We start from the raw sequence: 12106 nt of genomic DNA on the forward strand, positions 1-12106 counted from the left end.
ACATGGAAAACCGACTCGGCAGCGGGGCGCGCGCCCTCGACAGCGGCAGCTACAACGATCTCAATCGCCTCAGCCAGCTCAAGGTCGGCAAGGACCGCGATGGTGAGGAGAACGTGCGCAAGGTTGCGCAGGAATTCGAGTCGTTGTTTCTGAACGAGATGCTCAAGTCGATGCGCTCGGCTACCGAAGTGCTGGCCAAGGACAACCCGCTGAACAGCCAGGCGACCAAGCAATACCAGGACATGTACGACCAGCAGCTGTCGGTCAGCCTCTCGAAGGAGGGCGGCGGCATCGGGCTGGCGGACGTGCTGGTGCGCCAGTTGAGCAAGCAGACCGAGACGGTGACGCGCAACAACCCGTTTGCCCAGGTGGCCCGGACCGAAGGCACGGCCTGGCCGAGCAAGCCGGCAGCGGCTGCCGCGGTCGAAACCGGCCGGGATGATTCGCGCCTGCTCAATCAGCGTCGGCTGGCGCTGCCGGGCAAGGCGAGCGATCGCCAGCTGGCCAACGTATCGGCTACCGCCCCGACGACAACCGGCGAAGGCGTGCAGCCGCTGGTCAATGTCGACTGGAAGCCCGCCACGGCGTTCGTTCCGCCGAAAGACCGGCCGTTGACGGTCAATGGCGTAGAGAAGAGCGCGCCCAGTTCACCGAGCAAGACGCGCTTCAGTTCTTCCGAAGAGTTCATAACCACCATGCTGCCGATGGCCGAGAAGGCTGCCGAACGCCTGGGTATCGAGCCGCGATTCCTGGTCGCGCAAGCCGCGCTGGAAACCGGCTGGGGCAAATCCATGATCCGCCAGGCCGATGGCAGCAACAGCCACAACCTGTTTGGTATCAAGGCAACCGGCTGGAAAGGTGCCTCCGCCACCGTAACGACCACCGAATACGTCAACGGCAAGGCGACCCGCGAGAAGGCAGGCTTCCGTGCCTACGATTCGTTCGAGCAGAGCTTCGATGATTTCGTCAGCCTGCTGGAAAACAACGATCGTTATCGCACCGCCATTCAAGTGGCGAGCAATACCGGCGATTCGGAGCGCTTCGTCAAGGAGCTGCAAAAGGCCGGCTACGCCACCGACCCCCAGTACGCACGCAAGATCAGTCAGATCGCGCGCAAGATGCAGACCTATCAAACCGTCGCCGATGCGAATTCGGTGCCCGCCATGCGGACCAGAGGCTAAATCATGGCTGACCTATTGAGTATTGGCCTGTCCGGCCTGGCCGCCAGCAAGACCCAGCTGTCCATCACCGGCCACAACATCACCAACGTCAACACGCCTGGCTACAGCCGTCAGGATGCGTCCCAGGCGACCCGTTCGCCGCAGTTCAGCGGTGCCGGTTACATCGGTTCGGGCACATCGCTGGTCGACGTGCGGCGCTCCTACAGCGAGTTCCTGACCAGCCAACTGCGCAGCAGCACATCGCTGAACCGCGACGTCGAGGCGTACAAGAGCCAGATCGACCAGCTCGACTCGCTGCTCGCTGGCACCACCACCGGCATCACGCCCTCGCTGCAGAAGTTCTTCTCCGCCTTGCAGACGGCGGCTGAAGACCCGGCAAACATTCCGGCGCGCCAGTTGGTGCTGGCCGAGGCCGAAGGTTTGGCGCGGCGCTTCAATACGGTCTACGACCGGCTCTCCGAGCAGAACAATTTCACCAACAAGCAGATGGCCGCCGTCACCGACCAGGTCAATCGTCTGGCCGGCAGCATCGGTAGTCTCAACGAGGCGATTGCGGTTGCTGCAGCCAACGGCAAGCAGCCGAACGACCTGCTCGACGCGCGCGATCAAGCGGTCCGCCAGTTGTCTGGCTATATCGGCGTGACGGTGGTGCCGCAGGACGACAGTAGCTTCAACATCTTCATCGGCAGTGGTCAGCCACTGGTGGTTGGCAGCGCGGCGGCGCGGCTCGAGGTGGTCCCGGGACAGGGCGACCCCAACCGTCATGAGGTCCAGTTCGTGAGCGGCGGATCCCGACAGGGCGTCACCTCTCAGATTACCGGTGGCGAGCTGGGCGGCCTGATCCGCTATCGCGAGGAAGTGCTGGATTCGACCATGAACTCGCTGGGCCGTCTGGCGCTGGCGGTTAGCGATCAGATCAACACGCAGCTCGGGCAGGGGCTCGATCTGAAGGGGCAGGTCGGTACGGCATTGTTCGGCGACTACAACACCGAAGCGCTAGGCAAGCTGCGGGTTAACGCCTTTGCCGGTAACAGCAACGCACAGCCGGTAATGAACATCACCGATACCAGCTTGCTGACCACCAGCGACTATCTGATGGAATACGACGGTAGCAGCTACAAGGTAAGGCGCCTGAGCGACAACCAGCTGATGACCGTTACGGACAGCGTACCGCCTGGCACGTTGTCGATTACTGACAAGGACAACAAGAGCCAGGGCTTCCAGATTGTGCTCGGCAGTCCGGCGCCGGCGGCTGGCGACAAGTTCAGTCTCCAGCCAACCCGCCGGGGTGCGTCCGACATCCGGGCGACGCTGGATCAGGCCGATCAACTGGCGTTCGCGGCGCCGGTACGCGCGCAAAGCACACTGCAGAATAGCGGGACGGGTGTGATTGGGCAGCCGAATCTGCTGTCTGCACCATCGCCGATCGATCCGGCTGCGCTGACGGCTGCCTTCGAAGGCTTGACGCTGACCTATGACGGCACTGGATTGACTCTTCCCACTCCAGCGCCTGCCGGGCTTACGCTTTCGCCTGCCACCATCACGGCGGGACAGACCAATACGTTGAACCTGACGCTGACCACTGGAACCGCGCCGAACCAGCAGCAGTACAGTTTCGAACTCACTGTCAGCGGCAGACCCTCAACCAACGATACCTTCACGTTCAACTACAACCAGAGTGGCGTCTCGGATAACCGCAATGCATTGAAGCTGGTCGATCTGCAGACAAAGCAGACTGTTGGCGTCGACGCTGCTGTGAATGGCTCGGGGTTCAGCTTCACCGACGGTTACGGCGAACTGGTCGAGCGAGTCGGCACGCTGACGGCCCAGGCACGAATGGACAGTGAGGCGACGGGCTCGATCCTCAAGCAGGCCACTGACAACCGCGACTCGCTGTCGGCAGTGAACCTGGATGAAGAGGCGGCGAATCTGATCAAGTTCGAGCAGTACTACAACGCCTCGGCCCAGATCATTCAAGTTGCCCGTTCCTTGTTCGATACATTGATCAGCTCCTTCAGGTAATAGGCCCGCCCATGCGCATTTCCACCCTGCAAGCGTTCAATAACGGCGTCGCCGGTCTGCAGCGTAATTACGCCAACGCGACCCGCACCCAGGAGCAGATCAGCACTGGCAACCGCATTCTCACGCCAGCGGATGATCCGGTCGCGTCCGTGCGTCTGCTGCAACTGGAGCAGCAGCAGAATGTGCTGGGTCAGTACAACGCCAACCTGACGGCGGCTAAGAACAGCCTCACTCAGGAGGAGGTCACGCTCAATTCGGTGAACACAGTGCTGCAGCGCGTGCGGGAGCTCGCCGTGCAGGCGGGCAATGGAGGTCTGAGCGCTGAAGACCGCAAGTCTATTGCAGCCGAGTTGACCGAGCGTGAAGACGAGCTGCTGTCCCTGATGAACACCCGCAATGCGCGCGGCGAGTACCTATTCTCCGGTTTTCAGGGCAAGACGCAGCCGTTCGTGCGCGACGGAAAAGGCAGCTACAGCTACCAGGGCGACGAGGGCCAGCGGAAGCTGCAGATTGCCAGCTCCCTGAATATTGCGATCAGCGACAACGGCAAATCGATTTTCGAAAATGTGACCAATGCGGGACGCCTCGAGGTAGATGATCCGAATAGTCTCGGTTTTCCTGTTTCGTCACCTTTGGTTAGTGATGAGGTTGCGTTCTCCAACTATCGGGGAATCCGAATAGCCTTCGATCCGGTTGTGGAAGGCAAGTACGAAGTATTCGGCATGCCTAAGGACGGTGGGGCGGAGGTTTCGCTCGGCACAAGCAATCTGGATAACGACAATGATAGCGATGACAAACTTGTGTACGGCGGCGTAACGCTGTTTGTCGGGGGGCAGCCGCCGACTGGCTCCGAGATTCTGGTTCAAGGCAAAGTGCCGGTCGCGGAAAAGCAAGGCATTCTCGATACCATCGCCAATCTTCGCTCTGCTCTGGAAGAGCCTACTACAGGCAGTGGTGGGGTCCGTGACTCAGTCGCCGTAGCCCTGACCAATCTCGACCACGGCATGATCAGCGTCGATGCGGCTCGCGGCAACATCGGTGCTCGCCTGAACGTCATCGAGACGACTCAGACCGACAACGAGGACGTCACCCTGGTGAACAAGTCCGTTCAGGCCGAGCTGCGTGAGTTGGACTACGCCGAGGCGCTTTCGCGTTTGTCTTTCCAGACAGTGATCCTCGAGGCTGCGCAGCAGAGCTACGTAAAAATCAGCGGCCTGAATCTGTTCAACGCCATGCGCTGAATAGTTTTGACGAGGTTCGCATAAACGCGGCTTGGTTTTGACATCGTCTGTGGGGTGGCTAGATTGGTTGGCGCGGAGCAGGAAGTCCCGCATAGCCACTTCAAATTTCATAAGGATATGAACATGCGCAAAGCTTTTCTTGCTGCGGCTGCCTTCGCCGCCCTCTCCAGCGCCACTTTTTGCAGTTATGCCGCAACCCAATCGTCCCCCGTTGAGCAGGAGCAGGCCGTCGCCGTTCAGGCGCCGGTGAATCTGAACAGCGCCGATGCGGAGACGCTGGACCGTGAACTCAAAGGTATCGGTGCCACCAAGGCGCGGGCCATCGTCGCCTATCGCGATGAACATGGACCGTTCAGTTCGGTCGACGAGCTGCTTGAAGTGAACGGCATCGGCTCTGCAACTCTGGAAAAGATCCGCAGCCAGCTCAGTCTTCAATAAGCGAGACATCGGAGGGCCGGCTATCCAGGTTGGCCTTCCGTTTCCCTGCCGTGCGGCCGACACTCTTAAGGCCGAACGCTCTACTCAGTCGTCAGTCAAAGTGTGCATGCAGCCATTGACAACTGGTGGTTATGCACATTCGTAATAGGCTGCTCAAGGTTCGCTGCCTCTTATTCCCAACTTCCCTTCGCTTTGTGCTAAGTCATTGATTTTCAATACTTTGGTTCGTTGGGTAAAAAAACACCGATCTGTCTGATGCCCCCGTAGATAGGGCTTTTGCGGCAGTCATCCATAAACTGTTCACAAGGTTATCCACAGGTTCGGTGGATAACGTCCTGAACGTCAGGGATGACGCAGGTTGGAGGCGAAGCATATGAAGGCTCCCTGGAATCTGATGCGTTACTTCCCGCTCGCGCAACGCTTGATCAGGGCGGGCAAAATACCTGCGCTTTTGCTCGCCGTGGCCCGCAAATCATCGCGGCGGGGCCTGGTGAAGGGGCTTCGTGAAGACCTGAAGCTGTTTCAGGCGCTCTGCGTGGCGTGGTGGCGCGGCGAATACCGAGCCGTCAGTCCGCAGGCGCTGGTAGCTGTGGTGGCAGGGCTGCTCTATTTCATTACACCTATTGATGCCATTCCCGACTGGCTGCCGGGCCTCGGCTTCATCGACGACCTGGCGGTACTGGGCTGGATCATGCGCAAGTGGTCAACCGAGCTGGATGCGTTCCGTAGCTGGAAACAGGCGCAGACGCCCGCGCATCAGGCAGAGATGGACCGCCTGCCGAGCCTGGATGAGTCCCGAGCAGATCATGCGGTGCGCTAAGGTCGCTGTCTGCAAGCGGCCCGCTGGTCGGTAGCGACCATGCAATTGCGGCATTGATCCCGATTCACCGCCTAGAGCACCGGCAGGGTAGCTTCAACCAGCTCCGCAGGCTGTTAAGATTCCGCCTCTGATTGCACAAGCCTGGGGAAAACGGATGAATGTTCAGGTCATCATGCGCGACGGCTCGCCGGAGTATGCCGTACTGCCTTGGGACGAATATCAGGCGCTTCTGAAGGCAGTCGGTGCACGCGCGCCGGCTGATTCCGGTCAAACCTCCGGTCCCGAACAGGCGCCCTCTCTCAGCCGGCTGACCGCACTGCGAGAGGCCAAGGGCATGAGCGTAGAGCTTCTGGCCCGAGCGGTCGGTATCAGCCCGGCCTATCTGGATCTGATTGAAGCTGGCGAGCGCGAGCCGGGTGGAGCGATTCGGCGAGCGTTGGCCAGGGCGTTGGAAATCGCTGGCTGGGAGGATGACGCTTGAGCCAGAGTGCCACCGTATCCATCAGCCGGCAGCATTGGCAGGCATTGCTCGACGAGCTGGATGATGCACGTCAGCAGCGCCATCTGGTGACTTATCGCGCCCTGGTCGAGCGGCTCCAGTTGCCGACCCCAGCGATGCAGACGCTAACCGCCGCGCTGGAGTATCTGGCCGCGCTCGATGCGCGATCGGAGCGTCCGTTGCGCAGCGCACTGGTCATCAGCCAGGGGGCGAGCCGCCTTCCGCGAACCGGCTTTTTCGAATGTGCCGCACGGCTAGGACGCTTTAACGGACCCGCCGATGGCTCTGCCGCCGCCTCCTGGCATGCAGGCGAAGTGGCCCGGGTGTTTGAATTCGACTATCCGGAGGTTCCCTGATGCTGTTGTGGAAGCTACGCGCAAGGCTTGGCTACTTCACGGCTCGCAAACTGATGGTCTCGCGCAAAGCCGTACAGCAGCCCAAGCTCTGGCGCTGGATGGAAGGGCAGTTCGCCCGTATGGCGTCGCTGGGTGACGTGGGAGCGCAGAGTTTCTATGGGCACATCCTCTATTTTCGTGGACGAGGCTTCGGTGCCAAGCAGGAAGGGGTACGCTTGTTACGCCTGGCCGCAAAGGCCGGTGACGTAAAGGCCGCCTACCAGATGGGGGTCATCAGCCTGAGCGAAGACGCGTCTCATGGCCCTGATGGCAGCGAGGCTGCGCGCTGGTGGAAGCAGGCGGCCGAGGCAGGGCATCCGCTGGCTGCGGTAAGACTCGAACAGCTCTACCGGGCCGGGGGGCATGGCTTAACCGCCGACCCGATGGAAGCTGATCGCTATAAGACCAGGGCCGCACAGCTGGGGCTATGACTGCCCGCCAATGCTGCCGTGTCGATGAGGTGATAGCTCGGCCCACTGATCTTCTTCGCGTGGCGCTTGGCCTCCGATGCCAGCGCTGCAAGCCTGCCGGCATCCAGATGGTCGGTACATTCGGGCCTTACCTTGACGACACCGATCGACAGGGTTGGCAGGGCATAGCGCTGCTCCTGGCCATCGCGACTTGTGGCTGTAAAGAAGCCCTCTGCGACATGCTCACGTTTGTAGTAAGCCTCGCTGCGGCACTGGAAGTCCCGCTGTAGCTGCTCGATGCGGTGTTCCCAGTCGTCGCCGCCGAGCACCAGCATGAAATCGTCACCGCCAATGTGGCCAACGAAGTCCAGCCGGCGGTCGATCCGCTCATTCAGGCATTGAGCCAGACAAAGAAGTACCTCGTCGCCCTTCGCATACCCGTAAAGGTCGTTGAACGGCTTGAAGTTGTCGATATCCACATAGCAGACCAGCGCTGGCCGACGTTGCAGCAGCAGGCGTGTCAGCGACTGCTGGATCGGAACGTTGCCGGGCAGCAGCGTCAGTGGATTGGCATGCCTTGCCTGTCGGATCTTCAGTTCGGTTATCAGCCTCAGCACGTCAATCACTCGGCCCAGGCCGTGGTAACGCCCGGCCTGGGTGATGACGAAGTCTTCCTCGATGCGTTGGCGGGCTCGGCTGGTGAGCAGCCGGCTGACTTGTTGCAAGGACTGCCCAAGTTCCACGGCAAGGAAATCGGTACTCATCAGGCGGCTGACCGGCTTGCGGGCAAGCAGCTCGGTCGCGAATGGTTTGAGCAGAGCATCCGAGATGAGATTGCGATGCACGATACCTACCGGCCGGGCTTCATCATCCAGCACTGCGATGGAATTCAGACTGGGCTGGAGACGAAAGGCCTCGAGCAATTCGGCCACCGGCCGCTCCGCTGACATGGCAGGCTGGCGCATAAGCAGGGCGGACAGGTCGCAGGTCTCGTCGCTGAAGCCTGTGTGTTGCGCGTCCGCCGAGGGCAGGACTTCTTCGATGTCCTGGGCCGGCAGCTCCTGCGGACGGCCGAGCAGATAGCCCTGTACCAGGTCGATACCCATGCTGGCCAGCACGGTCAGCTCCTCACGAAGCTCGATGCCCTCGGCGATGACCTGAGCGCGCGCGGCGCGGGCGATCTTCAGAATCGACTCGACGAATTCGCGTTTCACCGGGTCGAGGTGGATGCCGTCGATGAAATAACGATCGATCTTCACGTAGTCGGGGCGCAGCTGAGACCACAGCCGCAAGCTGGAGTAGCCTGCGCCAAGGTCGTCCAGGGCGATGCTGAAGCCCATCGAGCGATAGTGATGAAGCGCCTTGTCCAGCAGTTCGAGATCATCGGCGGGGGCCTGTTCGGTCAGCTCGATGACAACCTTGTCCGCCGGGATGCCGTAAGTCTGTAGCAGTTCGAGCGTACGTCCAGGCTTGTGACTGGCTTCGAGCAAAGTTTCTGGTGATGCGTTGAGGAAGAGTTTGCCGCGCAGCGCTCCCTGGCTGTAGCGTCGGCAGGCCGTTTCCCGGCAGGTCATTTCCAGCTCATTCAGCCGCCCGGCATGGCGCGCGGTGGTGAGCAGGTTGATAGGCGAATGCAGCGGACCGTTGGAAGGGCCGCGGCTGAGCGCCTCATAACCAAGAATGCGCCGTTCCGAGAGCGAAACGATCGGCTGAAAAAGGGTGGTGATGTCCCCGTGAGCAAGGATATGTCCCAGCGTGCTCAACTGCTCGGTGACTGTCATGGCGTTCTCTGGATGGAAAAAAGAAGGGCCACGATGGTGGCCCTTTCATTTCACGCTTGCGTCATGTCAGTTTGATGACATCGAGGCTGTTGGTCAGTGCTTGGCCATGGCCGAACTCAGGCCGAGATAGTCGAGCAGGATGCGCCCGCTTTCGGAAAGGTAGGCGTCGTCCTCGGGCTTGGGTTTGTCCATGTCGTCATGTGGCGCTGTGTTTTCGTCTTCGCTTTCCAGCTTGGCCAGTGGCTCTTCGCCCTTGGCCAGACGCAGCGCATTTTCCAAGGCCAGCTGACGCTTTTCGATATCCGCCTGCTGCGCGCGACGCTTTTCCTCGTTGAGGCTGACAGTGGTTTCGTGCATTAGCTCTTGCGCTAATGCAAGGCGGTCGCGGGTAAAGACGAAGTCCGGATTCTCTCCGGTACGTGCTTCATGGCGCGCCTTGAGCTCGGCGAGGAACGGCTTGAACGGATTCATTTCCGGGTTGATCGCCGCACGAATGCTGTCCCATGGCAGCGCTTCCGGCAGTGCACTTTCTCCAATTTCCTTGGTGTCGACATCGGCTGGATAGGCGATGTCCGGGATTACCCCCTGATGCTGCGTGCTCTGCCCGGATACGCGGTAGAACTTGGCCAGGGTGAGCTTCAGTTCGCCATGGTTCAGCGGCTGGATGGTTTGCACGGTGCCCTTGCCGAACGTCTGACCGCCGAGAATCAGTGCGCGGTGATAGTCCTGCATGGCGCCGGCGAAAATCTCGGATGCAGATGCCGACAGGCGATTCACCAGCACGGCCAACGGTCCTTTGTAGAATGCGCCGGTCTGCTCGTCGGCCAGCACGTCGACACGCCCGTCGCTGTTGCGCACCAGCACCGTGGGACCCTGGTCGATGAACAGGCCGGTGAGTTCAGTGGCTTCTTGCAGCGAGCCGCCGCCGTTGTTGCGCAAGTCGATCACCACGCCGTCGACCTTTTCCGCTTCCAGTTCGGACAGCAACTTCTTCACATCGCGCGTCGTGCTCTTGTAATTCTGATCTCCGGCACGCAGCGCCTTGAAGTCGAGGTAGAACGCCGGAATCTCGATCACGCCGAGCTTGAAGTTCTGGCCCTGATGCGCGAGGTTCAGCACCGACTTCTTCGCTGCCTGTTCTTCGAGCTTCACCGCCTCACGAGTAATGGCGACGACCTTGCTGTTCTGATCGTTCGGAGCGTTGCTCGCCGGAATCACCTCCAGGCGGACGACCGAGCCCTTCGGACCACGGATCAGCTTGACCACCTCATCCAGCCGCCAGCCGATGACATCGATCATCTCGTCTTCGCCCTGAGCGACGCCGATGATCTTGTCGGCTGGGGCAAGCTGCTTGCTCTTTTCTGCCGGGCCGGCCGGCACCAGGCGTACGATCTTGACGTGTTCATTGTCGCTTTGCAGCACCGCGCCGATGCCTTCCAGCGACAGGCTCATGTTGATGTCGAAATTCTCGGCGTTGTCCGGCGATAGGTACTGCGTGTGCGGATCATAGGATTGGGCGAAGGCGTTGATGTAGGTCTGGAACACGTCTTCACCGCGCGTCTGGTTGAGACGCGCTAGCTGATTCTTGTAGCGCTTGGTCAGCAGTTCCTCGATAGCCTTGGGCTCTTTGCCGGCGATCTTCAGGCGCAGCACTTCATCCTTGACCCGCTTGCGCCAGAGGTCGTCGAGCGCGGCCGCATCCTTGGCCCAGGCGGCCTTCTCTCGATCGACTAGCAGCTCCTCGTCGATGGTGAAGTCGAAGTGGTCGACGCCCTTGTCGAGCAGGCTAAGCGCGTAGTTCAGACGATTCTGCAGGCGCTCGAGATGGCGCTTGTAGATCGTGAATCCTGGCTCGAGATTGCCGCCTTTGAGAAAGTCATCGAACTGGTTGCGCCACTTGCCGAATTCCTCGAGGTCGGATGCCAGGAAGTAGCTACGCGATGGATCGAGCATCTGGATGTAGCTGTCAAAAATCTTCGCCGAGCGTGCATCGTTCAGCGGTGGCTTGTTGTAGTGGTGGCGCTTGAGCAACTCGACGACGTTCAGGCTGGCGATCACCTGGTCGCGGTCGGGTTGCAAGTACTCCCAGCTCTCTGGCGTACTGACCGCTTTGGCCATTGCCAGGGATGCTTGAAGGCCGAAGAGAACCGCGAGAACGGTGCAGGTCAACGTACGTTTCATGGCGTGGGGGCGACGTGAGGCAAGGGAATAACGCATATTAGGCCATCTACAGTAAGCGCCGGTTCGGTTTTCCGTCCGGCGGTGGAAAGCACGAGCCCGATGGTACAGGTGGTCAAAAGAAGGCCAGCGAGTGATCGGTCGGGTGGGCATAGATAAGAACCACTATGGAGGCAGCATGAAGGCATTGCAAGGTATCGAGGGTCATCTGGAGTGGGCCGAGCGACCAGCCCCGACCTGCAGCGAGGGCGAGGTGCGCATTCGCGTGGCCGCCGCTGGGCTGAACCGGGCCGACCTGCTGCAGCGTGCCGGACATTACCCACCGCCTGCAGGTGTGACCGACATACTCGGGCTGGAGTGTGCCGGCGTGATCGCCGAGGTTAACGGACGCAGTCGCTGGAAGGTAGGTGATCGCGTCTGCACCCTGCTGGCCGGCGGTGGCATGGCCGAAGAGGTGGTCGTTGATGCCCGCCACGTGCTGCCGGTGCCGGAAGGCATGTCGCTGCACGAAGCGGCCGCGGTTCCGGAGGTGTACGCCACCGCCTGGCTCAATCTCTATCGCCTCGGCGCGTTGCTGGCTGGGGACAAGGTACTGCTGCATGCCGGCGCCAGTGGTGTCGGCTCGGCGGCTATCCAGCTGTGCAAGGCATTCGGCAATCCCTGCTGGGTCAGCGTCGGCTCGGCCGAGCGTCTGGCCTACTGCGAGTCCCTGGGCGCGCAAGGCGGCGTGCTGCGTGGTGATTCGCTGGAGGCGTTGCGTGACTTCGGCCCGTTCGACATGATCCTCGATCCGGTCGGCGCCAAATACGCCGCGCTGAACATGCAGCTGCTGGCGATGGATGGACGCTGGGTGATGATCGGCCTGATGGGCGGGCGCAAGGCCGAGATGGATCTGGCCGGACTACTGGCCAAGCGTATCCAGCTGATCGGCTCCACCCTGCGCAGCCGCGACGCCGACTACAAGGCCGGCTTGCTGGCGGAGATGGAAGAGAAGGTCTGGCCGCTGTTCACCCAGGGCAAGCTGTCGCCGCGCCTGGAGCGAACCTTCGCCATCGGCGATGTCGAGGCCGCGTTCGACGCGCTGGCCAGCAATACCGTGTCCGGCAAGCTGGCCCTGGTGATCGACAGCGCGCTTTCCTGA

The 12106-nt window shown here is 60.9% G+C and carries 11 protein-coding genes; 9 read left to right on the forward strand and 2 right to left on the reverse strand.

Annotation, left to right across the window (positions count from 1 at the left end):
- Positions 1-2 precede the first annotated feature (2 nt).
- From flgJ to OUY36_RS07270, 8 genes are all read left to right on the forward strand, one after another.
- Positions 3-1181 carry a flagellar assembly peptidoglycan hydrolase FlgJ gene (gene flgJ, locus OUY36_RS07235; protein ID WP_267937361.1) on the forward strand — a complete coding sequence of 393 codons (1179 nt, stop codon included), beginning with the start codon at positions 3-5 and terminating at the stop codon, positions 1179-1181.
- Between the two features lie 3 nt (positions 1182-1184).
- Positions 1185-3203 carry a flagellar hook-associated protein FlgK gene (flgK, locus tag OUY36_RS07240; protein ID WP_267937363.1) on the forward strand — a complete coding sequence of 673 codons (2019 nt, stop codon included), beginning with the start codon at positions 1185-1187 and terminating at the stop codon, positions 3201-3203.
- Between the two features lie 11 nt (positions 3204-3214).
- Complete coding sequence (flgL, locus tag OUY36_RS07245; protein ID WP_267937365.1) at positions 3215-4444, forward strand: flagellar hook-associated protein FlgL; 1230 nt, start codon at positions 3215-3217, stop codon at positions 4442-4444.
- A gap of 123 nt (positions 4445-4567) precedes the next feature.
- Positions 4568-4882, forward strand: coding sequence for a ComEA family DNA-binding protein (locus OUY36_RS07250; RefSeq protein WP_063541489.1), 315 nt, complete (start codon positions 4568-4570; stop codon positions 4880-4882).
- Positions 4883-5255: 373 nt separating this feature from the next.
- A complete protein-coding gene (locus tag OUY36_RS07255) occupies positions 5256-5702 on the forward strand; it encodes a YkvA family protein (protein ID WP_063541370.1) in 447 nt (148 codons plus the stop codon).
- Positions 5703-5856: 154 nt separating this feature from the next.
- Complete coding sequence (locus tag OUY36_RS07260; protein ID WP_063541371.1) at positions 5857-6183, forward strand: helix-turn-helix domain-containing protein; 327 nt, start codon at positions 5857-5859, stop codon at positions 6181-6183.
- Positions 6180-6557 carry a hypothetical protein gene (locus OUY36_RS07265; protein WP_063541372.1) on the forward strand — a complete coding sequence of 126 codons (378 nt, stop codon included), beginning with the start codon at positions 6180-6182 and terminating at the stop codon, positions 6555-6557. Before OUY36_RS07260 ends, OUY36_RS07265 begins: the two co-directional genes overlap by 4 nt.
- A gap of 2 nt (positions 6558-6559) precedes the next feature.
- A complete protein-coding gene (locus tag OUY36_RS07270) occupies positions 6560-7027 on the forward strand; it encodes a tetratricopeptide repeat protein (protein WP_110779012.1) in 468 nt (155 codons plus the stop codon).
- Here the strand turns inward: OUY36_RS07270 and OUY36_RS07275 are convergent.
- Both OUY36_RS07275 and OUY36_RS07280 read right to left on the reverse strand, forming a co-directional pair.
- Entirely contained in the window at positions 6994-8787 is a 1794-nt protein-coding gene (locus OUY36_RS07275) for a bifunctional diguanylate cyclase/phosphodiesterase (protein WP_267932445.1), read from the reverse strand. The genes OUY36_RS07270 and OUY36_RS07275 overlap by 34 nt on opposite strands.
- A gap of 93 nt (positions 8788-8880) precedes the next feature.
- Positions 8881-10968 (reverse strand): carboxy terminal-processing peptidase, encoded by a 2088-nt coding sequence (locus OUY36_RS07280; protein ID WP_230725868.1) that lies wholly within the window; start codon positions 10966-10968, stop codon positions 8881-8883.
- Positions 10969-11143: 175 nt separating this feature from the next.
- On the opposite strand from OUY36_RS07280, the gene OUY36_RS07285 reads away from it, so the two are divergent.
- Positions 11144-12106 carry an NAD(P)H-quinone oxidoreductase gene (locus OUY36_RS07285; protein WP_200594920.1) on the forward strand — a complete coding sequence of 321 codons (963 nt, stop codon included), beginning with the start codon at positions 11144-11146 and terminating at the stop codon, positions 12104-12106.

It is taken from the genome of Stutzerimonas sp. R40042 (genome assembly GCF_026642215.1).
GTDB lineage: Bacteria > Pseudomonadota > Gammaproteobacteria > Pseudomonadales > Pseudomonadaceae > Stutzerimonas > Stutzerimonas frequens.